Origin of the sequence: Sulfitobacter sp. 1A13679, from assembly GCF_043557115.1 — a bacterium.
Lineage (GTDB): Bacteria > Pseudomonadota > Alphaproteobacteria > Rhodobacterales > Rhodobacteraceae > Sulfitobacter > Sulfitobacter faviae.
On the sequence record NZ_JBIFFO010000005.1, the window covers coordinates 101,078 to 123,403 of the forward strand.

General features: G+C 62.4%; 23 protein-coding genes. 8 read left to right on the plus strand and 15 right to left on the minus strand.

Annotated features, from left to right (window positions below; genetic code table 11):
* Window positions 1–206: 206 nt before the first annotated feature.
* Window positions 207–437: a DUF1127 domain-containing protein gene (locus tag ACGYLA_RS05895; RefSeq protein ID WP_394431047.1), complete on the minus strand. Its 231-nt coding sequence runs from the start codon at window positions 435–437 to the stop codon at window positions 207–209.
* A 110-nt stretch (window positions 438–547) separates the two neighbouring features.
* On the opposite strand from ACGYLA_RS05895, the gene ACGYLA_RS05900 reads away from it, so the two are divergent.
* From ACGYLA_RS05900 to rpsI, 3 genes are all read left to right on the plus strand, one after another.
* The gene (locus ACGYLA_RS05900; protein ID WP_394431049.1) at window positions 548–1,963 is read left to right on the plus strand and encodes a PLP-dependent aminotransferase family protein; all 1,416 of its coding nucleotides are present in this window, start codon (window positions 548–550) and stop codon (window positions 1,961–1,963) included.
* A gap of 160 nt (window positions 1,964–2,123) precedes the next feature.
* Window positions 2,124–2,585 carry a 50S ribosomal protein L13 gene (gene rplM, locus ACGYLA_RS05905; RefSeq protein WP_067266879.1) on the plus strand — a complete coding sequence of 154 codons (462 nt, stop codon included), beginning with the start codon at window positions 2,124–2,126 and terminating at the stop codon, window positions 2,583–2,585.
* Between the two features lie 2 nt (window positions 2,586–2,587).
* Entirely contained in the window at window positions 2,588–3,088 is a 501-nt protein-coding gene (gene rpsI, locus ACGYLA_RS05910) for a 30S ribosomal protein S9 (protein ID WP_067266905.1), read from the plus strand.
* 147 nt (window positions 3,089–3,235) lie between these two features.
* Here rpsI and ACGYLA_RS05915 read toward each other — a convergent pair whose 3' ends face one another.
* On the minus strand, window positions 3,236–3,925 hold the full coding sequence (locus ACGYLA_RS05915) for a hypothetical protein (RefSeq protein ID WP_271693632.1): 690 nt from the start codon (window positions 3,923–3,925) through the stop codon (window positions 3,236–3,238).
* Window positions 3,926–4,163: 238 nt separating this feature from the next.
* Between ACGYLA_RS05915 and ACGYLA_RS05920 the strand changes: the two genes are divergently transcribed.
* Window positions 4,164–5,159, plus strand: a complete 996-nt coding sequence (locus ACGYLA_RS05920) for an LLM class flavin-dependent oxidoreductase (RefSeq protein WP_394431052.1) — start codon at window positions 4,164–4,166, stop codon at window positions 5,157–5,159.
* Between the two features lie 12 nt (window positions 5,160–5,171).
* Here ACGYLA_RS05920 and ACGYLA_RS05925 read toward each other — a convergent pair whose 3' ends face one another.
* From ACGYLA_RS05925 to guaA, 10 genes are all read right to left on the minus strand, one after another.
* The gene (locus ACGYLA_RS05925; RefSeq protein ID WP_067266873.1) at window positions 5,172–5,789 is read right to left on the minus strand and encodes a TetR/AcrR family transcriptional regulator; all 618 of its coding nucleotides are present in this window, start codon (window positions 5,787–5,789) and stop codon (window positions 5,172–5,174) included.
* Complete coding sequence (gene ppk2 / locus ACGYLA_RS05930) at window positions 5,782–6,651, minus strand: polyphosphate kinase 2 (protein WP_394409020.1); 870 nt, start codon at window positions 6,649–6,651, stop codon at window positions 5,782–5,784. The genes ACGYLA_RS05925 and ppk2 overlap by 8 nt, the downstream gene beginning before the upstream one ends.
* A gap of 49 nt (window positions 6,652–6,700) precedes the next feature.
* Window positions 6,701–7,681, minus strand: coding sequence for an alpha/beta fold hydrolase (locus ACGYLA_RS05935; RefSeq protein ID WP_394431054.1), 981 nt, complete (start codon window positions 7,679–7,681; stop codon window positions 6,701–6,703).
* The gene (gene metA / locus ACGYLA_RS05940) at window positions 7,665–8,582 is read right to left on the minus strand and encodes a homoserine O-succinyltransferase (protein ID WP_394431056.1); all 918 of its coding nucleotides are present in this window, start codon (window positions 8,580–8,582) and stop codon (window positions 7,665–7,667) included. Before metA ends, ACGYLA_RS05935 begins: the two co-directional genes overlap by 17 nt.
* Window positions 8,583–8,638: 56 nt before the next feature.
* Complete coding sequence (locus ACGYLA_RS05945; RefSeq protein WP_394431058.1) at window positions 8,639–9,499, minus strand: ATPase; 861 nt, start codon at window positions 9,497–9,499, stop codon at window positions 8,639–8,641.
* A 12-nt stretch (window positions 9,500–9,511) separates the two neighbouring features.
* Window positions 9,512–10,444, minus strand: coding sequence for a DMT family transporter (locus tag ACGYLA_RS05950; protein WP_394407542.1), 933 nt, complete (start codon window positions 10,442–10,444; stop codon window positions 9,512–9,514).
* A 110-nt stretch (window positions 10,445–10,554) separates the two neighbouring features.
* Complete coding sequence (locus ACGYLA_RS05955; RefSeq protein WP_394431060.1) at window positions 10,555–11,655, minus strand: OmpP1/FadL family transporter; 1,101 nt, start codon at window positions 11,653–11,655, stop codon at window positions 10,555–10,557.
* 121 nt (window positions 11,656–11,776) lie between these two features.
* Window positions 11,777–12,646 carry a DMT family transporter gene (locus ACGYLA_RS05960; RefSeq protein WP_394431062.1) on the minus strand — a complete coding sequence of 290 codons (870 nt, stop codon included), beginning with the start codon at window positions 12,644–12,646 and terminating at the stop codon, window positions 11,777–11,779.
* A complete protein-coding gene (locus ACGYLA_RS05965; protein ID WP_322327830.1) occupies window positions 12,643–12,921 on the minus strand; it encodes an antibiotic biosynthesis monooxygenase in 279 nt (92 codons plus the stop codon). The genes ACGYLA_RS05960 and ACGYLA_RS05965 overlap by 4 nt, the downstream gene beginning before the upstream one ends.
* Before the next feature lies 1 nt (window position 12,922).
* Window positions 12,923–14,485: a glutamine-hydrolyzing GMP synthase gene (guaA, locus tag ACGYLA_RS05970; RefSeq protein WP_067266859.1), complete on the minus strand. Its 1,563-nt coding sequence runs from the start codon at window positions 14,483–14,485 to the stop codon at window positions 12,923–12,925.
* A 199-nt stretch (window positions 14,486–14,684) separates the two neighbouring features.
* Between guaA and ACGYLA_RS05975 the strand changes: the two genes are divergently transcribed.
* Complete coding sequence (locus ACGYLA_RS05975) at window positions 14,685–16,223, plus strand: trimethylamine methyltransferase family protein (RefSeq protein ID WP_394431065.1); 1,539 nt, start codon at window positions 14,685–14,687, stop codon at window positions 16,221–16,223.
* A 35-nt stretch (window positions 16,224–16,258) separates the two neighbouring features.
* Here the strand turns inward: ACGYLA_RS05975 and ACGYLA_RS05980 are convergent, their stop codons facing one another.
* Window positions 16,259–16,555 carry a DUF6477 family protein gene (locus ACGYLA_RS05980; protein WP_271687411.1) on the minus strand — a complete coding sequence of 99 codons (297 nt, stop codon included), beginning with the start codon at window positions 16,553–16,555 and terminating at the stop codon, window positions 16,259–16,261.
* Window positions 16,556–16,834: 279 nt separating this feature from the next.
* Between ACGYLA_RS05980 and ACGYLA_RS05985 the strand changes: the two genes are divergently transcribed.
* On the plus strand, window positions 16,835–17,923 hold the full coding sequence (locus ACGYLA_RS05985; protein WP_394431174.1) for a DUF6456 domain-containing protein: 1,089 nt from the start codon (window positions 16,835–16,837) through the stop codon (window positions 17,921–17,923).
* A 56-nt stretch (window positions 17,924–17,979) separates the two neighbouring features.
* On the opposite strand, the gene ACGYLA_RS05990 is transcribed toward ACGYLA_RS05985, so the two are convergent.
* The gene (locus tag ACGYLA_RS05990) at window positions 17,980–19,476 is read right to left on the minus strand and encodes a catalase (protein WP_168612958.1); all 1,497 of its coding nucleotides are present in this window, start codon (window positions 19,474–19,476) and stop codon (window positions 17,980–17,982) included.
* A gap of 95 nt (window positions 19,477–19,571) precedes the next feature.
* Between ACGYLA_RS05990 and ACGYLA_RS05995 the strand changes: the two genes are divergently transcribed.
* A complete protein-coding gene (locus ACGYLA_RS05995) occupies window positions 19,572–20,489 on the plus strand; it encodes a LysR substrate-binding domain-containing protein (RefSeq protein ID WP_394431067.1) in 918 nt (305 codons plus the stop codon).
* 82 nt (window positions 20,490–20,571) lie between these two features.
* Here the strand turns inward: ACGYLA_RS05995 and ACGYLA_RS06000 are convergent, their stop codons facing one another.
* Entirely contained in the window at window positions 20,572–21,120 is a 549-nt protein-coding gene (locus ACGYLA_RS06000; RefSeq protein WP_067266850.1) for a peroxiredoxin, read from the minus strand.
* A gap of 242 nt (window positions 21,121–21,362) precedes the next feature.
* Here ACGYLA_RS06000 and lipA point away from each other — a divergent pair, with 242 nt between their 5' ends.
* A complete protein-coding gene (gene lipA / locus ACGYLA_RS06005) occupies window positions 21,363–22,316 on the plus strand; it encodes a lipoyl synthase (RefSeq protein WP_271687409.1) in 954 nt (317 codons plus the stop codon).
* The last annotated feature ends 10 nt before the right edge of the window (window positions 22,317–22,326 follow it).

A 22,326-nucleotide genomic window follows, 5' to 3' on the forward strand; every position in this document is an offset into this window, starting at 1 on the left:
CGCCGGTCCATGCCACTTTATGGCGCAGCCGTGATGCGCCTTCTCGCAAATGCGCCCAGCCTCACCAAATCGCCAGCCCGCCGGGACGGGCAGGCGATGGCCCGGCGCCTGCGGCTTGATTCCGGGCCGAGGAATTCTCAGAGGCCACAAAAAAGGGCCGGGAAAACCCGGCCCGAGGAAGAGGTCTGGCAGTCGCCACAGGGAAGCTACGCCTGCCAGAACACGCGGGAAGCCTCGGCCGAGGCTTGTTCCGGTGTAAGTCCCGCATCTTTAAGCTCCCACGGTTCAAGCGCGGCAAGCGCGATCCGGGTGCGTCGGCGGGCCGCCCATGTGGTCACGACAGCCGCAAAGCGCAGCGCAATCACCGCAGGGACCGGCAGGGCGCGGTATGTCATCAATGTCATTGCATCAGCGGTAAGGGGGCGTGCCTGTGTCATGGGGGAACTCCTTGAAATTGTATTGGCGAAATTGTATTGACACAAAGTGTAGAATGCCTACAGATACAACGGTACAAAGCGCGATACAATTTGACCACAGGAATATTGTAATGGGTACAATTTGGCAGCCGACACTGGCCGAGGGGCAGGGGCCGAAGTACAAGCTCGTCGCGCTGACCATCCGGCAGGGGATCAACTCCGGCGCTCTGACGGTGGGGGATAAGCTGCCGCCGGTGCGGGAACTGGCGTGGCAATTGGGGATTACCCCCGGCACCGTGGCGCGGGCCTATACCATCCTCACCGATGAGGGTCTGTTGGAGGCCGAGGTGGGCCGTGGCACCTTTGTCGCCCCGCCGCAGGCGGCCATCCGCGAAGATGTCTGGAATCGCGAACAAGATAGTTGGATCAAGGAGTTGGAGGTTGCCGATACGGATGCGGTCAGCCTCTTCAGCCCGCGCCTGCCGGACATGGGGCAGGTGGCGCTGATCCGCAGCGCCCTGCGGCAGGTGGCGGATGTGCCAGGCGAGGACCTGATGAACTATCCCACCCGCGACGCCTATGCCCCGGTGCGGCAAGCGGTGGTCGACTGGCTGTCGCATCTCGCCCTCGGGCCGCTGAGCGAGCGTGACGTCGTGCTGTCGCATGGCGGGCAGAGCGGGATTGTATTGGTACTGCAAGCGATCCTCTCGGGGCCGAAGCCGGTGATGCTGGTCGAAGACCTCTCCTACGCCGGGTTTCGCCGCGCGGCGGAGGTGTTGCGGGCCGAGGTGGTCGGGGTGGCGATGGATGCAGAGGGCGTGCTGCCAGAGGCGCTGGACAAGGCCGCGCGCGACAGCGGGGCGCAGGTCTTTTGCACGACGCCGGAGGTGCATAACCCTACGGGCAGCCACACCAGCCTTGAACGGCGGCGCGCGCTTTTGGAAGTCGCCAAGCGGCATGGGTTGGAGATTTTGGAGGATGACTGCTACCGCATGGGCCTCGCCCGCGCGCCGAGTTATCGCTCGCTCTGGCCTGAGCATGTCTGGCATGTCTCTTCGATCTCGAAGGAATTGACGCCTGCCTTGCGGGTGGGGTTTGCGCTGGCGCCTGCAGGCCGCGCGGCGGACCTGCGGCGGGTGGCGGAATATGGCTATTTCGGCCTCGCCCGCCCCTTGGCCGAAGCCACGCGGATTCTCTTGACGGACCCACGGCTCAAGGCGATCTGCGCGGATATTCGCGAAAGACTGGCGGAATATGTCGAAGTGGCGGTGAACCATCTGGGCGGCCACGCTTTGGAATGGTCGCGCGATGTGCCCTTCCTCTGGCTGCAACTGCCGCCGGGGTGGCGGGCTGCCGGGTTCTGCCGCGCGGCAGAGGCGCAGGGCGTGCAGATCCGCTCGGCCGATGAGTTCGCGCTGCGCGATGGCCGCGCGCCCCATGCGGTGCGCATTGCGGTGAACGCCCATGTCTCCCTGCGGTCCTTCGAGGCGGCGATGCAGCGGCTGCGCTGCCTTCTGGACAATCCACCGGAGCAGATCAGCGTGTAGAAATATGGGGTATTATTATACCTAAATCGCAACGTATTGTTTTAGCTGATAAAATCAGGGATTGATGCGCTTGACCCGGCGATGCAGGTGTTTATAACGCCTCCATCAGACACCGGGCGGGGATTCCTCGTTCCGACCAACCTCAAACGGGAATTCATCCATGAAAACCTTTTCTGCGACACCGGCAGATATCGACAAGAAATGGATCATCATCGACGCCGAAGGCGTCGTGCTGGGCCGTCTCGCCTCGATCGTTGCCATGCGCCTGCGCGGCAAGCACAAGCCGTCCTTCACGCCGCATATGGATTGCGGCGACAACGTGATCGTCATCAACGCCGACAAGGTGCAGATGACCGGCAAGAAGCGCGAAGAGCACTTCTACTGGCACACCGGCCACCCCGGTGGCATCAAATCGCGCACCAAGGCACAGATCCTCGAAGGCGCACATCCTGAGCGTGTTGTGACCCAAGCGGTCAAGCGCATGCTGCCCGGCAACCGCCTGAGCCGCCAGATCATGACCAACCTGCGCGTCTATGCGGGTAGCGAACACCCCCATGAGGCGCAGAGCCCCGAAGTTCTGGATGTCAAATCCCTGAACAAGAAAAACACGCGGAGTGCATGAGCATGGCTGACGAAATCAAATCCCTCGACGGTCTGGAAGCAGCCGTGACCGACAACATCGGCGGCGTGCAGGGCACCGAGACCGAAGTGACCCCCCGTGAGCCGGTTCGTGACGAACTGGGCCGCGCCTATGCCACCGGCAAGCGTAAAGACGCGGTCGCCCGCGTTTGGATCAAGCCGGGTTCCGGCAAGGTCATCGTGAACGGAAAGCCGCAGAACGAATACTTCGCGCGCCCTGTGCAGCAGCTGATCCTCGCGCAGCCTTTCGGCATCACCAACACCGAAGGCCAGTTCGACGTGATCGCGACTGTCAAAGGTGGCGGTCTGTCCGGTCAAGCGGGCGCGGTCAAGCACGGCATCTCCAAAGCGCTGCAGCTCTACGATCCCTCCCTGCGCGGTGCGCTGAAAGCGGCAGGCTTCCTGACCCGCGACAGCCGCGTTGTCGAGCGGAAGAAATACGGTAAGGCCAAAGCGCGCCGGAGCTTCCAGTTCTCCAAGCGTTAAGCTTAACGATCAAGTTTGCGAAAGGGCTGCCCTCCGGGGTGGCCCTTTTTCGTTGCGGTGGGCAGGGTTGGCCGCGGGACATGAAAAAGGCCGCCGCGGTTTCCCGCAGCGGCCTTAGGGTCGGATCGCTTCTGATCCCGAGACGGCTTAGCCGCCGATTTCGTAGCTCACGGTGAAGCCCAGCACGCCGTCGCCATCGTTGGTGTCTTCGTAAAGCGCTTCGAAGGTGACGCCGTCACCGAAGTCATAAACGGCACCGGCTTCAGCATAGATGTTGTCGTCACGGTCGCTGTTTCCGATGAGGCCAACGGCGGTCCAACGCTCGGACAGGGGCGCTTCAAACGCGACTTCCTGATCGCTTTCGCCATTGTCGGGGTCGATGATCACGGCGAATGCGCCCGAAGCGTCGCGCCCGATGGGGAAGCCCAGCGTCGCGGTGATCTCTTCGCTGTGGTCTTTGGAATCGTTCAGCCAGATGTAGCCATAGGTCAGGTCCCAGCTCAGGCCCTGACCGAAGTCCGCGCCGTAGCCGAGGTTTGCTTCGAATTCGACGTCATCGGTGGGGTCTTGGTAAAGCGATGTCGCGCTCAGCCCGGTGTGGAAGCCGCCGTAGGTCAGCTCGACAAAACCTTCGACTTCGTTTTCGAGGTGATCGAAATCATCCGACGTGTTGAACCGTGTCGCGGCAGAGACGCCGGCGGTCCAGCCAACCATGGAAGTCATGGTGCGGTCTTCGATGACCGGGTCGAAACCGGTGGTGACGTTTTCCTGCGCATAGGCAGCAGAGGAGAGCAGCCCGGCGGTGAGGCCGAACCCGATAAGATGTTTGATATTCATGGCATTTGCCTAGTTTTGGACCATAGCTTGTCTGCGACTGGCGAGGTCAGGTTGTGAAGGCCCCTCGGATAGGGTGCTCACCGGGGGGCGGCAAGGCCCGATTGCGCATATCTGACATGCGATAGAACATAACATTGTGATCGACGGAAATTTCGCCCAAGCCGTTGGTTTTTCTGGGGCGGCGTGGTTCCGGGCGGGGCTGTGCCTGCCTATATCAGCCCCAACACAGGAGACAGTCATGCAGTATTCAGTTCTTGATCTTGCGCCCGTGCCCGAAGGGTCGGACACCACCACCGCCATCGCCAATTCCGTCGCTCTGGCACAACTGGCCGAGGCTAAGGGCTATCACCGGTTTTGGATGGCGGAGCATCACAACATGCCCGGCATCGCCTCGGCGGCAACCTCGGTTCTGCTCGGGCATGTGGCGGATCACACGAAAGAGATTCGCGTCGGCGCGGGTGGGGTGATGCTGCCCAACCATGCGCCCTTGGCCATTGCCGAACAGTTCGGCACGCTGGCGGCGATACATGGCGACCGGATCGATCTGGGGCTGGGCCGCGCGCCGGGCGGGGATCAGGCGGTGATGCGCGCCATGCGCCGCGGGATGAGCGCGGGCGATCAATTCCCCGATGACGTGGCCGAGTTGATGGCCTATCTTGGCGCGCCCGATCCCCGCGCGCCGGTCCGCGCCCATCCGGGTGAGGGGACGCATGTGCCGATCTGGATCCTCGGCTCCTCGCTCTATGGTGCGCAATTGGCGGCGCATTTCGGGTTGCCCTATGCCTTTGCATCGCATTTCGCGCCAGATGCGTTGGAAGAGGCCACGGCGATCTATCGCCGGGATTTCAAACCGTCCGAAGCCTGCCCGAAGCCGCGTTTCATGCTGGCGGTAAACGTCTTTGCCGCTGAGACGGATGAGGAGGGCGCCTATCTGCGGACCACCATGCAGCAGGCTTTCGCCCGTCTCCGAACAGGACGCCCCGGCAAGCTTCCGGCCCCGGTGCGCGACATTGATGCCGAGATCGGCGCGGGCCTGCGCCAAGGGGTCGACCACGCATTGCGCGTCTCTGCCGTGGGCAGCCCTGAGACGGTGAAACGCCAGTTGGAGACGCTGATCGCGCAGCATCGCCCCGATGAGTTGATCTTGACCGGGCAGATTCACGACCACTCAGCGCGGCTGCGCTCGTTCGAGATTGCGGCGGATGTCTTGCAGGATATGAAAGTGGCGGCCTAAGGGCCGCCGCCGTCACTCGTCAGGGCTGACCAGCCCCAAGCCGCGCAGATAAATCCCGATCCCGGTTTCCAGCAGGTCATCGGGCGGGAAGGGCGAGGCGCGCCCGGGCGAGTTACGGGCGAAAAGCTCAACCACCCCGTGGCTCATCGCCCAGATATGAGCCGAGAACATCGAAGCTGGTGGGCGTTTGTCCGCCGGGATATGTTGGCTGAGGTCTGTGGCCGCGCGTTCCAGCACCGCATTGGCGCGGTTGGCAGCATGGGCCAGTTCCGGCGTACGGTTGACCGAGATGCCGGATTCGAACATCGCGATGTAATGGCCGGGATGTTTGCGGGCGAAGGCAAGATAGGCGCGGCCCGTCGCCTCAAAGGCTTTGAGCGCCGAGGGCTGGCCGGATTGATAGGCGAATTCCATCAAATCGGCAAAGATATCATAGCCTTGATGCGCGGCCTCGGCAATGAGGTCTTCGCGGCCCTCAAAATGGCGATAGACCGCCGCCGGGGTGACGCCCGCGCGTTTGGCCGCCTCGGAAAGGGTGAAACCCGTGGGGCCGCGCTGCTCGATCAACTCAAGCGCCGCGTCGATCAGCGCTTGGCGCAGGTTGCCGTGATGGTAACCGCGCTTAGGCATCCCAGATGTCCGGCCCGCCGCAGATTTCATCGTCGATCTTGCCGATCGCCTTGGCGTCTTTCTGAGGATAGTCGAAACGGTGCAGCAGATGGCGCATGGCCGCGAGACGGGCGCGGCGTTTGTCGTCGGAGCGGATCACCGTCCACGGGGTTTCATCCGTATGGCTGCGCAGCAGCGTCTCGGCGATGGCGGCGGAATATTCCTCCCATTTCGACAGACCTTTGACGTCGATGGGGCTGAGCTTCCACTGTTTCAGCGGATCGGACTCGCGCGACAACATGCGGCGCAACTGCTCGGCCCGGCCCACGTTGAGCCAAAATTTAATCAGGTGAATGCCGTCTTCGACGAGCATCTGTTCAAACGGGGTGACCTGTTCAAAGAAATGCGCGCGCTGTTCGGGCGTGCAAAAGTCAAAGACCTTTTCCACCACCCCGCGATTGTACCAAGAGCGGTCATAGAAAACCATCTCGCCCGCTGTTGGCAAGTGTTTGATGTAGCGCTGAAAATACCACTCGCCCTGCTCGGTTTCGGTGGGTTTCGACAGGGCCACCACACGGGCGGAACGGGGGCTCAGGTTTTCACGCATACGGCGGATCGTGCCGCCCTTGCCAGCGGCGTCGCGCCCCTCAAAAACCATGACGACGCGCTGCCCGGTTTCGCGCACCCAGGATTGCAGTTTGACCATTTCGATCTGCAAACGGTCATAGTCGCGCTCATAGGTCTTGCGCGACAGACGTTCGTCATGCGGGTAGCTGGGCGAAAGGATATCGTCCTTGTCGGCCCGCTGGATCGCTTGGCGGATGTCCTCGGGGGCGTCGTTCTCGTAAAAGGCGCTGATCGCGCCGTCAAAGGGCAGGTCCATGGGCGCTCCTTGCGGATTGTTCTTGTTTCAATATGGGATGTTAAGGCGGTTAACGCAAACCGGCACGGGCGGCGGCGCGGTCGATGGCATCGACCACGGCCTGCGGGTCGGCGTGATGGGGCATATGGCCCATGCCGGGCAGGCGGGTCAGGGCGCCGTTGGGGATGTCTTTGATCAGTTCCTCGGCGTGAATATGCATCGGGACAATGGTATCGGCATCGCCGTGAATGATTTCGACAGGCATGGTTAGGCGGTCATATTGCGCTGCCATTTCAACCACATGCGGGCGAAGCTGGTGGACCTGCTGCGCATTGGCGCGGCTGGCGCTGCGGCGCAGGGTCAGGCCCGTGCCGATGTGATCGGCATAGCCTTCGGGCGCTTGCTGTGGGGCAAAGATCGCCGCGATGCTGCTTTGCACCACGCTGTCTGGCACAAAGGCGGTGACGGCAGGGATAAAGAGCGCCCCGCCAAGCCGTGAGGCGCTGACGTTATAGAGCCAGCCCAGACCGCCGGGCCAAGGCTCCGACACCGCAGAGACCAGCACCAGCGCTGCGGTCTCATCAGGGCGGTGCAGCCCCCATGCCAGCGCCACGGCCCCGCCAAAGGAATGGCCCAGCACGATGGGGTTTTCGACGCCCAGTTGATCCGCCGCTTTCTGCAAGAGTGCGGCCTGTTCCTGTGGCGACTCGCCGCGCGGGTTCCAAGGGCCGCGCGCGCCGGGCAGCCGGGCGGTATAGCCCATGCCGGGGCGGTCGAACATGATGACGCGGTAGCGGTCGCTCAGCCGCTCAGCGAAGCCCAGAGTAAAATCTCGCAGGTTGCCGCTGGCCCCGTGGATCAACACCAGATCCGGCCCGCTGCCGATGATCTTGGCATGGACCGTCAGGCCGTCGACCGTGATGATTTCCCCCTCAGGCGGATGGCTTGCCTCGGCCCGCGCCTCATGCCGCGCGGCGCGCCATTGGACGAGCGCGGTAAGCAGCGCCAGCCCGAGGAGGAGGGCAAGCAGCAGTTTAATGGCCGATCTCATTCATATCAAAGGGGGTGGTTTGGTATATCTCGTTGATCCAATTGCCATAAAGCAGATGCGCATGGCTGCGCCAGCGGTTCACCGGCGTGCGCGCGGGGTCATCTTCGGGGTAGTAGTTGCAGGGCACGTTGATCGGCACGCCATTCTCGACATCGCGGTCATACTCTTGCTTGAGCGTGTCGCGGTCGTATTCAAAATGGTTAAAGACATAGAGCGCGCGGTGCGCGGGGTCTTCGATCAGACAGGGGCCAACCTCATCACTGCCCAAAAGCGTGGTCAGGCCGGGATGGGCGTCAACCTCATCTTGGCGCATCTCGGTCCAGCGCGAGACGGGCACGGTGCAATCATCCGAAAAGCCGCGCAAATAGGGCGAGGCGGGCGCGAGGTTGCGGTGCCGGAAACAGCCGAAAGCCTTTGCGCTCAGCATGTGTTTCTTGACGCCGTGGAAGTGGTTGATCATCGCCATGCCGCCCCAGCAGACGCCAAAGGTGGAGTGGATATTGGTCTGGGTCCATTCCATCACCTCGCGCAGCTCGTCCCAATATGTCACCTCGTCAAAGTCGAGATGTTCGATCGGGGCGCCGGTGATGATCAGCCCGTCGAACTTTTCGGCCTTCATCTCCTCAAAGGGGCGGTAGAAGCTCTCCATATGTTCGGCGGCGGTGTTGCGGGTCCGGTGGTCGGACATGCGGATGAGGCTCAGTTCAATCTGCAAGGGCGTGGCACCGATCAGCCGGGCAAACTGGTTCTCGGTCTGGATTTTCTTGGGCATTAGGTTCAGAAGGGCGATGCGCAGGGGGCGGATGTCTTGCCGCGAGGCCAGTTCCTCGTCCAGAACCATGACCCCTTCGTTGCGCAGAACGTCGAAGGCAGGCAGGCGGGAGGGGATCTTGATGGGCATGAGACAGGTCTTTCAGGGGTGGCCAATGCAGTCAGATAATCTTGGGCGGGGCGGGTTCAACCGCCCGCGGGCAGGTGGCGGGCAATGAGGTCGGTAAAGTCTTCGGGAGCTTTCAACGCGTCGATATCGGCGGGGGTGATGGTGACACCCCATTTCGACATCGCCACATAGCGGGGTTGGCGGTGCGACAGGGCGGCGGCATAGGTCCAGCGGATGAAGTCGTCGGGGTTCACCGCGTCCTCTGTAATGTTCTTTTCGGCCAGATAATCGGCCCATGCCCGGGCGAGGAATTCGGGCTGATAGGCCATCGGCTTGGGGGCTTTGTCAAAGCGTCGGATGAGTTCCTCGGTATGGGCCTCGTCGCCCTTGATCCAGACCAGCAGACATTCCTCGGCCAATTGCCGCAAGAGCGGGTCGTTCGGGTCTTCGGGGTCGACCCATTCGCAGATCGAGCCACCGGTGTCGCAGATGAAATGCGGATAGCCATAGAGCGCTTCGGCGCGGGTGGCGAAATAGGCGGTGTCTTGCAGCGCGCTGATCTCGGCCCGGCGGAAAGCCTCTTGCCGTTTGGCGTATTCTGCCATCGGCAGTCCGCCGCGCGAAGGGTCACCGGGTTTGCCCAGCCATGTGGCCACAGGCGACAGGTTGTCGAAGGTGATGTTCGAGCCGATGTAGATGCTATCGCTCAGCAGCAGATCGCGCAGGAAGGGCACTTTCATCGCCTCGGCCTTGGCATTGTCGGCGATGAGCTCGCCCAAGTAGCGGGTGCCGATGCGGTAGTCGATGGAGTAGTGAAACCAATCCCCGCTGGCGCGCAGCAGGCTGGAGAGATGGGTCTTGCCCAAGCCCGACATGCCGAAGATCAGAACTTTGCGCCGCGGCGCCGCGCGCCAATCGTCAGCCGTGGGGTAGAGCATGTATCACCAAGGTTAAGTGCTTCGTTTCCCCTGACTACCCCAGTGTTTGACCAGACGCCAGATGCGGCCATCGAGCACCAGAAGCCCGAGTGCGAGAAGGGCGAAACCCCCATAGGCGGCGGGGCGCAGGGTCTCATCACGCAGCCATGCGCCCAGCAGGATCGCCACGGGGGCGACCAGCAGTGTCACCAACATCAGGTTGCTGCTGCCCGCCATGCCAAGCACGCGGTAATAGAGCAGATAGGCCAGCGCCGTCGCGGCCAGCGCGTAATAGGCGATGGCGACGAGCGTGGCGGGGGCGAGCTTGAGCGTCAGCGGTCCCTCCGCCACCCATGCCAGCGGCAGCATGATCAGCGTGGCGCCGGTGAGCATCCCGGCGGCGGCCAGTTGCGGCGGCTGGCCCGGCAGCAGTTTGCGCGCGCAGACCCCGGCCATGGCATAGGACATCGCACCGCCCAGCACGGCCAGTTGTGCAAGGCTGCCGAGGTCGAAATTCGTGAGATTTTCCAGACCGATGGCGGTACTGACACCCGCGAAGCCAAGGCAGACGCCAATCGCCTTGCGCGGGGTGATCCGCTCATCCGCCAGAAAGATCGCCGCGGCCAGCACGCCAAAGATCGCGGTGGCGGCATTGAGGATCGAGGTCAGCCCCGAGGGGATGTGCAGCTGCCCCCATGCCATCAGCGAAAAGGGGATCACATTGTTCAAAAGCCCCATCAGCAGGAAGGCCGCCCAGATGCGCGGGTCGCGCGGCAGTGGCAGGCGCATGGTGGCGACGGCGGCCCAAAGCACCAGCATCGCCCAGAACACCCGATGCGCGACCGAGGTCAGCGGCCCGATCTCATCCAAGGCCACCCGAACGGCGACAAAGGACGCGCCCCAGAGCAGGGCGAGACAGCCCATTTCGATCCAAGCGCGCGGGGGGATGGTTTTCTGTGTGATCATGGCTTGGGTTTAGGCTGTTCCGTTGATCGGCACGACCCGAAAGATGCGCATGCATAAAAAACGCCGCCCGAGGGTCTCGGGCGGCGTAATCTCGACGGGTCTGGTATGGATTAGAAGGTGAAGCCCACTTTCACACCAAAGGCCAGAGCATCGTTGTCTTCGAACTCGCCCGATGCATTCACACCGTTCAAAGTTGTCTCTGCATCACCGATGTTGACGTAGCGCACGCCGGTGGTGATCTTCATGTTGTCGCGAGTATAGACGGCAGCCAGAGCGAGGCTCTTGTTGCCATCGGTCGGCCCGAGGTTGGAGGCGAACCCGCCGTTGGACTTCTCATAGCCGACGGAGGCCGAGACCGACCAGTTGTCGTTCAGACGGCGGCCCACGCCGAGCGAGTAGGTGAAAACGTCGTCATCGTAGCTGACCAGCGAGCCACCGGTCGCGCCTTGGTACTGGGCCGGCGTGATGTCGAAGGAGGACCAATCGACCCAACGGATACCACCGAAGAGCAATGTGTCAGCAGCGATGCCGGTCTGGAAATCAAGGTTCACCGACTGCGGGGTTTCGATTTCGGTCGTGCTCATGACGGCGCCGAACTCGGTCGTGTCGACCTCGTGGTCGATGCTGGAATTATAGGTCAGCGCGACACGCATGGCGATGTCGGGGCGCTCATAGGCGACACCCGCAACATAGCCGACGCCGGTGTCACGCTCGCCGTTCACCGTATAGCCGGCGACGAAGGGCACAGCTGCGACCGCTTCGATGGTCTGGACGCGCAGACCGCCGTGAACGCTGAAGTTCTCGTTCATGCGGTAGCGCAACAGGCCGGTTATCGCGTGGCTTTCCAGATCCGCTTGGGCACCTTGTGCATAGTAGCCGGTGGGCGTGGGGTAATCGACATCCGCGCCGAACGGCTGATCGTAGATGATCGCATAGGACAGCTTGTCGTTGATGTCGGCCTTATAGGCTGCGCCAAACTGGAGATAGCTGGAGGTCATATCGCCGGAGCTTACATTCGACAGCGATGGCGGCGGCACCGCCATTGTCGACGTACCACTGGTGGATGGATCGATATGCCCAAAGCTGAATTCGGCATAGCGCCCGCTTTCAAACAGGGCATTGATGGATTGGCCCGACCGATCGATGCCGCCAGCGTGAACGATTGCCGTAGATGCCAACAGTGCCGGAATTGCCAAGAAATAGGTTTTCATTTGCTTTCCTCCCAAGACTTCTGTGCGGTTCCTCCCCGGCACAGGTTAGAAACGATTTAAGCGGATTGCTGCCGTTTGCGTCAATCACTGACCTTGGGTCAGGTTGAAATCTGCGCAAACATTACCTTGGGTGTGCTTTGCGGGTCTCAAACCAGATGTTGAGGTAGTTGCCAGCAAAGATGATCGCGGCCCCGACGAAGACCCAGATATCCAGCGCCTCGGCATAGAGAAGCATGCCCACAACCGCGATGGCCGGAAGGCGGACGAAATCAATCGGCACCACCACGGTCGCGGGGGCAAGGCTCAGCGCGTTGGTCAGGCAGTAATGCGCCAGCAGCCCGCAGGCGCCGACCAGTAGCAGAAAGGGCATCGTCTCAGCCGTGGGGCTGGCGATATCGCCATCGTAGCCCGCCGCGATCAGGCCGAACAGCAGTTGCAACGTGGTGAGGTAGAAGAGGATCGTGGTGATCCCTTGGGTTCGCGTCAGCCGCTTGGTCAGCACATTGGTCAGGGCAAAGAAGACGGCACAGCCCGCCGCCGCCAGAATGCCGGTGTTCAGGTTGCCGATATCGGGCCGTGCCACGATCAGGATGCCGATAAAGCCCATAACCCCGGCCAGCGCCCGTGTCGCGGTCAGCCGTTCGCCCAACAGAAAGATCGACAGGACGATGACCCAGAGCGGGGAGGTGAACTCAAGCGCGAAGACCTGCGCCAGCGGGATCAGCGACACAGCGAGGAACCACAGGTTCTGCCCGGTGAAATGCGCAAGGTTGCGCAGCAGTTGCAGGCCGAAGTTCCGTGTGTTGATCTGCCGCCACGCGCCCGTGGCCCCGGCGAGCGACAGGACGATAATCACGCCAATCACGCTGCGGTAGAGCATCACCTCGAAAGTGTCGAACCGCGCCGAGAGTTCGCGCCCCGCCACGGCCATGGTGGAGAATGACCCGATGGAGCCGATCATCCAGAGTGCAGCGCGAAAGGTGGGGCTCATGTGGTTTCTGTGATCTGATAGTCGCGGGCGATCCCGGCGGTGAGCCGCGCCCAGTCCGATGCTGCGGCACGGGCCTGATGCGCCTCAAAGGCCGCGCGGTCGGTAAAAAGCTCCGCTACCTGCCAGACAAGGGGATCGTCGGTCGGGGTCACGTCGAAGCCAAGGCAGCCCGGCTCGGCCCGGGTGAGACGTAGATGCGCGTCAAGCCCTGCGCGCACCCGGTCCGCCTCGGCCCGGGTGGCGCAGCGTAGGTGGCCGGTCAGGGCCACCCGCATTTTATTCCCACTCGATGGTGCCCGGAGGTTTCGAGGTGATGTCATAGGTCACGCGGTTGATGCCCGGCACCTCATTGATGATCCGTGTGGCGGTTTCGCCAAGAAAATCATGCGAGAAGGGGTAGTAATCCGCCGTCATCCCATCCACCGAGGTCACCGCACGCAGGGCGCAGGCGAAGTCATAGGTCCGGCCATCGCCCATCACGCCCACGGTGCGCACCGGCAAGATCGCCACGAAGGCTTGCCAGATATCGTCATAAAGCCCATGGCGGCGGATCTGGTCGATATAGACCGCATCGGCTTCGCGCAGGATGTCGAGCTTCTCGCGGGTGATCTCACCGGGGCAGCGGATCGCAAGACCCGGCCCGGGGAAGGGGTGGCGACCGATGAAGGAGGGCGGCAGGCCCAGCTCACGGCCAAGCTCGCGTACTTCGTCTTTGAAGAGCTCCCGCAGCGGTTCAACCAGCTTCAGGCCCATCTTCTCGGGCAGGCCCCCGACGTTGTGGTGGCTCTTGATGGTGACAGAGGGACCGCCGGAGAAGCTGACGCTCTCGATCACGTCCGGGTAGAGCGTGCCTTGGGCGAGGAAGGTGGCGTCGCCCACTTCCTTGGCGTGTTTCTGGAACACGTCGATGAAGAGCTTCCCGATGATCTTGCGCTTGGTCTCGGGATCGCTGACACCGTCCAGCTCGCCCAAGAACAACTCCTGCTCGTCCGCGTGGATCAGCGGCATGTTGTAGTGGTCGCGGAACATGGTGACGACCTCTTCGGCCTCACCCTTGCGCAGCAGACCGTGGTCGACGAAGACGCAGGTGAGCTGGTCGCCGATGGCCTCATGGATCAGCACCGCGGCAACGGAACTGTCGACGCCACCTGAAAGGCCGCAGATCACCTTTTGGTCGCCGACCTGCTCGCGGATCGCGGCAATGGCTTCTTCACGATAGGCGCTCATGGTCCAGTCGCCCTTGAAGCCCGCCAGACGCACGAAGTTCTCATAAAGGCGCGGACCGTTGGGGGTGTGATGCACCTCGGGGTGGAACTGCACCGCGTAGAAGTGACGCTCGACATCCGCGGTGATGGCGAAAGGCGCGTTGGGGGAGGTGCCATAGACCTCGAACCCCGGGGCGATCTTGCTGACGTGGTCACCATGGCTCATCCAGACCTGTTCGCGGTCGGTGGCGAACCAGCCTTCGAGCAGATCAAGCTGTTGGCCCGTGGGGGTGACAAAGGCCCGACCGAATTCAGCGGTGCCATGGCCGCGCTCCACATGGCCGCCGAGGCAATGCATCATCACCTGCTGGCCATAGCAGATGCCAAGGATCGGCACGCCCAGTTCGAAAACGGCCTGCGGCGGACGCGGCGCACCTTCGGCAAACACCGAGGACGGGCCACCCGACAGGATCACCGCCTTAGGCGCGAATTCCTTGAGGAAGGCTTCGTCCACCGTGTTGAACGGGTGGATTTCGCAAAAGACATTCAGCTCTCGCAGGCGACGCGCGATAAGCTGCGTGACCTGGCTGCCGAAGTCGATGATGAGAAGGCGGTCATGGGTGATATCTGTCATGGGGCTGTGATTAGGCCCGTGCGCGCGCTCTGGCAAGTCTCTAGCAGGCCGAAGACCGGTGCCGCCCGCGTTTAATTCGCGCAAGTGGCGCGGGGACGGCACGCGATGTCGCTTTTTGCCGCTAGGGGGCGTTATCCGCGCGAAGCGCCTGCCGGGAATGGGGTAGTGACGGGCCAAGACTTGCGGGAAGGATAGAGCAATGGCGGAATCAGCACGACGGGCACGCGGCGGTGGTGGTGCGGCAAGACGCGCGGCACGCACAGCCGTCTCTTTCGAGACAGCGCGCTATATCGAGCGGAATATCCCGAACTTCGAAGTGCTGACCGAAGAGGCGCTGGAAATCATCGAGCAGAACGCCGATGCGGTGCTGGAAGAGATCGGCGTGAACTTCCCCGACAACCCCGGGGCATTGGCGCTCTGGCGTGAGGCCGGGGCCGATGTTCAGGGGGAGCGGGTGCGTATCCCACGGGGGTTGGCACGCAAGCTTTGTTGCACCGCGCCTTCGACGATTACCCAAGTGGCACGCAACCGGGATCGGGATGTGGTAATCGGGGGGAGGAACCTTGTCCTCGCCCCCGTCTATGGCCCGCCCTTCGTGCGCGATGCCGCAGGGGGGCGGCGCTATGCCACGATGGCGGATTTCGAGAAGTTCGTGAAGCTGGGCTATATGTCCAAATGGCTGCACCACTCGGGGGGGACGGTATGCGAGCCGACGGATATCCCGGTGAACAAACGTCACCTTGATATGCTGCATGCCCATATGACGCTGAGCGACAAACCCTTCATGGGATCGGTGACCGAACCCAGCCGCGCGCAGGATTCCGTCGACATGTGCGGTATTCTGTTCGGTAAGGACTTCGTGCAGGAAAACACGGTGATGACCTCGCTCATCAACATCAACTCGCCGATGACGTTTGACGATGTGATGATGGGCGCGCTCAAGGTCTATGCCGAGAACAATCAGGCCTGCATCATCTCGCCCTTCATCGTGGGCGGTGCCATGGCCCCGGTGAGTGTGGCGGGCACGCTGACACAGGTCTTGGCCGAGACGCTGGCGGGCATCGCCTATAGCCAGTTGGTCCGCCCCGGGGCGCCGGTGATCATGGGGGCTTTCGTCACCTCCATCGACATGAACAGCGGCGCGCCCACATTCGGCACGCCCGAGGCTGCGCATATCACATATGGCGCTGGGCAGCTGGCCCGCAGGCTCAACCTGCCGTACCGCAGCGCCGGGTCCTTCACCGGCTCGAAACTGCCCGATGCGCAGGCGGCCTATGAGACCTCGAACAGCCTGAACATGGGGCTGCTTTCGGGGGTGAACTTCATGCTGCACGCCTGTGGCTGGCTGGAAGGGGGTCTTGTTTCCTCTTTCGAGAAATTCGTCATGGATGCGGATCAACTGGGCACGTTGCATCACCTTGCCCGTGGGGTGGAGATCGACGTGAACGCGCAGGCCATGGACGCGATCCGCGAAGTGGGGCCTGGGGGGCATTACCTTGGCTGCGCCCATACGCAGAGTAATTTCCGCGATGCCTTTTGGAAGTCGGATCTGTTGGACTACAAACCCTTTGAGACATGGTCGGACGAGGGCGCGCGCGACACGCAGAGCCTTGCCACCGCGCGGGTCGAAAAGATGCTGGCCGACTACCAGCAGCCCGCGCTGGATCCAGCCATTCGCGAAGCGCTCGATGCCTTTGTCGCGACCCGTAAGGCGGCGGAACCCGATAGTTTTAGCTAAGGCTTTGCGGCGGGGGCGATCCCCCGCATCGCAATTCAGGCGCTGGGCATCATCGCGGCCTTCAGGAACCGTGCCTCGCCAACCATGGCAATAAGAACATCCACATGGCGGATCAGGCTATAGCTTGCATCCGCCGTCTTGCGCTGGGTGTCCAACGCGGCCTCGATCTCGATCAGTTTGATCAGCGCGGTGCCGTGGCGTGGCAATATGCCAAAGCCCAGTATCCGTGGCAAATGGGTGCCGCGGCGGTAGTCCTCGGCCCCGATGCGGGCGGCCCGCATCAGCAGGCGCGGGCGGTGAAGTTTTTGCAACATGGTCAGTAGATCTTGCATCACACTCTCCGATTTCTAAGGGGTGAATCACCCCGGATCGGCGAAGTGTCGCACAACCCTTCCGGGTGTTGCGTGTTGCGGGTTCCCGGCGGACGGCGCCTTTCGATGGCGTTTACCTTTTGGAAACAATCATTGCCAAATGCGACGATTTTAACGAACGGGTAACCAAAACATCCATAGGTTGTGAATAACTCTGGGGATAACTCACCCAGCTTGGGGACCCGCCAAAATGGAAGTGGCAGTCAATTGAAGGCGCATCACCAAATTCAACAGTCCGTCCTGCCGGGATGGGTGCCGCACGGAGCCCTGCATTACCTCGCACATACGGAGACCGGCGCCCCGATCCGGGCCTTGGCACGCCAAGCTGGCTGTCATGCCTCGACCATCATGCGCCAAATTCGCCGTATCGAGACACGGCGCGACGATCCGCTGGTGGATGCCGCCCTGCGCAGGCTCGGGGCGGTGCGGCGCGCCTTGGATTGTACTGCTGGCCCCCCAGCAGGAAAGACAGCGACAATGATGAAACCCGCCGCCCCCCTTCTTGACGAAGACACTTTCGCCGCCGAGGCGCTGCGCGTCCTGCGGCGCCTGCATGAGGCAGGCGCGATCCTTGCCGTGGCCGAAGGGATGGAAAAGGCCGTCGTTCTGCGCGAGACGGACACCGGCCCCGGCGCGCGCACTGCCGTGGTGGACAGCGCCGTGGCGCAGGCGATGGCATTGAAAGATTGGATCGCGCCGGGCAGCACAGGCCGGGTGACGCGCTATCATATCACCAGCGCGGGGCGCGCGGCGCTGCGGCGCATGCTTGAAGAGCAAGGGGCAGCCGCAGATGGCTTTGCCGAAGATCAGACCGCCTTTCTGGGCGGGCCCGACGCGCCCGCTGCAGACTTGGGCGCAGATGCGGATACGGCCCCGCGCCGTGGCCGCTATTGCCTATCCGAAAGCCCGCTGTCGACCCTTGCAAGGCGGCGCGACAAATCCGGCGCGCCCTTCTTGAACGAGGGGCTGGTCCATGCGGGCGAAAGGCTGCGCGAAGATTTCGAACTGGCGCAGATGGGTGGTGAGGTTACGCAGAACTGGGACCATTTCCTGACCCCCGGCGCCAAACCCAGCGGCGGGCGAGATGGGGCAGGCGCCATGGCCGCGGCGGAGGCGCGCAAGAGGGTGGCCGATGCCATGGCAGACCTTGGCCCCGGCCTGTCGGACGTGGTGCTGCGCTGTTGTTGCTATCTGGAGGGGTTGGAGACCACCGAGAAGCGGCTCGGCTGGTCAGCGCGTTCGGGGAAGATCGTGCTTCGGATCGCGCTCATGCGGCTGAAACGGCATTACGATGAAACCGTGGGGGCGGGCGGCCCGATGATCGGGTAAATGCTGGTCGGGTAAAGAAGGGGCGGCAGGATGAGAACCCTGCCGCCCCCGTTGTTTTAGTCTGCGACCTTCGTCGGCGTCTCATCGGTCACCGAAATCGCCACTTCGTCTTTCTCGCAAGCGGCACGCACACCGGCGGCATAGTCGGGGTGCACTTTCTCAAGCACCGCATACCAGCGTTCTTTCACCGATTGCGAACAGGGGGCCATGGCACCGGCCATGTTCTCGTGCAGACGGTCACGCTGCGCCTGATCGAACACCTCGGTATAGAGCTTGCGCGGCTGGACGTAATCGGCATCCGCCTCTTCCTGCACATAGCGGTCCGCATCGCCCGAGATGCGCAGCGGTGGTTCTTGCACCGATGGATCGGGACGAGCCGAGCCTTCGTATTGGTTCGGCTCGTAATAGGCGTCCGGATGGCCGGTCTGCTGCGGGAAGAACCGCATCGCGCCGTCCTTGTGGTAGTGATGCATCGGCGCGGCTTTGGGCGCGTTCACGGGCAGGGCCTCGTAATGCGTGCCAAGACGGTAGCGGTGCGCATCCGCATAGGAGAACACCCGCGCCTGCAACATCTTATCGGGCGAGAAGCCGATGCCGGGGATTTTGTTCGACGGCGAATAGGCGGCGTTCTCAATGCTCTGGAAGTAGTTGTCAGGGTTGCGGTTGAACTCCAACATGCCAACGGGGATCAGCGGGTAATCCGCATGCGGCCAAACCTTGGTCAGGTCAAAGGGGTTGAAGCCGCAGGTCTCGGCCTCTTCCTCGGGCATGACTTGGATGTTCAGCTCCCATTTCGGGTAGTCGCCGCCTTCGATCGCGTTAAAGAGATCCTCTTGGAAGTTCTCACGGGTGGACCCGATCAGCTTTTCCGCATCCTCATTGGTGCGGTTGCGGATTTCCTGCTGGCAGCGGAAGTGGAACTTCACCCAGTGACGCTCGCCCTTGGCGTTCCACATCGAATAGGTGTGGCTGCCGTAGCCGTGCATATGCATCGGGTTCACCGGAATGCCGCGGTCGGACATCAGGATGGTGACCTGGTGCACGCATTCGGGCTGCGCCGCCCAGAAGTCGAACATCGCCTCGGGCGAGCGCAGGTTGGTGCGCGGGTGGCGTTTCTGGGTACGAATGAAATCCGGGAATTTATAGGCATCGCGGACAAAGAAGATCGGTGTGTTGTTGCCCACAACGTCCCAGTTGCCCTCTTCGGTGTAGAATTTCACCGAGAAGCCGCGCACGTCACGCTCACTGTCGGCGGCGCCAAGCTCGCCCGCCACGGTGGACCAGCGCGAGATGATTTCGCAGGTCTTGCCCACTTCGGAAAAGATCGCAGCACAGCTATATTGGCTGATGTCATGGGTGACGGTGAAGGTGCCCTCGGCACCCCAGCCCTTGGCGTGAACGGCACGCTCAGGGATACGCTCGCGGTTCTGATGGGCGAGCTTCTCGATCAGTTGGTAGTCGTCCAGCAGTACCGGGCCACGGGCGCCCGCGGTCTTGCTGGTGTCGTTTGTCGGCATCGGTGCGCCGGCGGTGGTGGTGAGACGCTTGCTCATCTTGGGTTCCCCTCGGTTACTGTCTGACAGGAAGATGATCGATTCCGCCCATAATTTCCAATTGCAGTTTTATAAAATTGCGATAGGTAAAAGTTATGAACTTTACCCTGAAACAACTCGAATACTTTCGGGCGCTGGCGACCTTGGGCAACTTCGGGCGGGCGGCGGAGGCGAGCAATATCTCCCAGCCCGCGCTTTCGGTGCAGATCCGGACGCTAGAGGAAACGCTCGGCGGGCGGTTGATCGAACGACAAAGCCGCGCCTCGGTGCTGACACCCTTGGGCCGGGAAGTGCTGACCCGCGCGGAGGATATCCTGCGCCGCGCCAAGCTGTTGGAGGCCACGGCGCGAGAGCAGGTCGGGCTGGCGGGCACGCTGAACCTTGGCCTGATACCGACCGTCGCGCCCTATCTCTTGCCTGGCGTGCTGGCCGCGTTGCGGGCGCAGGATATCTCGCTTCGGGTCGAGGTACGCGAGGCGCAGACGGATCAATTGCTGGCCGATCTGCGCGCCGGGGCGCTGGATGCGGCGGTGATGGCGGTGCCCTCTGGCGAAACGGGCCTCGCCGAGGTGCCGCTTTTCGAGGATCGCTTTCTGCTGGCCGGGTCTGCCGACCGGATGGCGGGGGCGGATGTCGCCCGCCCGACCGATCTGGCCCGCACGCCGCTGATGTTGCTGGAGGATGGGCACTGCCTCACCGATCAGGCGCTGGAGGTTTGCCAGCGCGACCGCACGCAGGCGGGCATTCACACCGGGGCGTCCTCCCTCGCCACGCTGTCGCGGCTGGTGGAGGCGGGGTTTGGCGTGACCCTGATGCCCGAAATCGCCGCCAAGACCGAGCTTGATGCCGCACCGGGGCTGCGCCTGCACCGTTTCGGCGCGCCGGAACCTGCGCGGCAAATCGGGCTGGTCCGCCGGGCTGGCACGCCGGGCAGCGGTTGGGCGGCGCAACTGGCCGAGACGCTGAAGGAAGTGGGGGAGGGGCTGACCGGAGAATTGCGCGCGAGATACTAGGCGCGGCGGAGCTTTTCGGGGCAAAGGGCTTGGGTCACAAGGACCGGGCCAGATGGCCCGATCCGGTCACATGAAAGGGCGCTTAGGCCGCTTCGGTTTGTTTCTGGTTCTCGAGGTATTCCAGCAGGGTCTCAGGGCTGGAAACGCCGTAAGGGTCTTCGTCGTGGTTGTCACGGATGCCGGGCTCTTCGAACCATGCTTCGATCTGACCATCGTTGATGATCGCCGCATAGCGCCAGCTGCGCGGGCCGAAGCCAAGGTTGTCTTTGGCGACCAACATGCCCATGCGGCGGGTGAATTCGCCCGAACCGTCAGGGATCACGTCGATGTTCTGGACGCCCTGCATCTCTTTCCACTTGTTCATGACAAAGCTGTCGTTGACCGACAGGCAATAGATCGCGTCGATGCCATGCTCTTGGAAGGCAGCGAAATTGTTCTCAAACCCGGGCAGCTGGTAGGTGCTGCAGGTCGGGGTGAAGGCACCGGGGAGGGAGAAGAGCACAACGCGCTTGCCTTTGAAGAAATCATCGCTGGTCTTGTCTTCCCAGCGGAAGGGGTTGGACCCTTCGATGCTTTCGTCGCGCACGCGCGTCTTGAAGGTGACGTTGGGGACATTGATACCGGGTTTCATCGCGTCTCTCTTTCTCGGATTGGAATCTTTGTGGCTTGGTAGCCCATATAGGAAGCCTCGGCAACTCTCGCAATGCTGCAACTGCATTGTAATTTTACGTTTACATATCAACGTTCTAAATCAACGATCTAGGGCGATGCCGCCTGTGCATGGCAGCCTTGTCGCGGGGGCGTATGCAGTAGGTGGCCATCGGGTTAAGGACTGTGATAAACAGGGCGCGACACAATGATCAGAGGCCCCCGATGCGCGATCTGAAGATACCCGAACAGCGCCACCCCGAGAAGGCGCGCAAGCCTGACAACGCCCAGCCGAAAAAACCGAGCTGGATCAGGGTCAAAGCGCCCGGCGGCAAAGGCTATGCCGAGACTGCGCGCATCATGCGCGACAACAAGCTGACCACGGTCTGCGAAGAGGCGGGCTGCCCCAATGTCGGCGAATGCTGGTCTCAGGGCCACGCCACGATGATGATCATGGGCGAGGTTTGTACCCGGGCCTGTACCTTCTGCAACATCGCCACCGGCAAGCCGCCCGAAGCGCTGGACGTGTTCGAGCCGGGACGCGTGGCCGATGCGGTCGCCAAACTGGGGCTGAACCATGTGGTCATCACGAGCGTTGACCGAGACGATATCGAGGACGGCGGGGCGGAGCATTTCGCCCAGACCATCCGCGCCGTGCGTCACCGCAGCCCCGATACGACGATCGAAATCCTGACGCCCGATTTCATCCGCTGCGGCCCCGAAGCCCTTGAAAAGGTTGTCGAAGCGCGCCCCGATGTGTTCAACCACAACCTCGAAACGGTGCCGGGCCTTTACCCCGAGGTACGCCCCGGCGCGCGCTACTTCCACTCCCTCCGCCTGCTTCAGCGGGTAAAGGAGTTGGATCCCTCGATGTTCACCAAATCGGGCATCATGGTAGGTTTGGGCGAAGATCGCCAAGCGGTCATTCAGGTCATGGAAGACATGCGCGCTGCCGACATCGATTTCCTGACCATCGGCCAGTACCTACAGCCGACACCCAAACACCATGCGCTGGACCGTTTCGTCACCCCCGAAGAGTTTACCTCTTACGAAAAGGCGGCCTACGGCAAGGGCTTCCTCATGGTCTCGGCCACGCCGCTGACGCGGTCGAGCTACCACGCGGGCGACGATTTTGCGCGTCTGCGCGAGGCGCGGAACCGCAAGCTGGGGATTGCCTGATTGAAAAGAC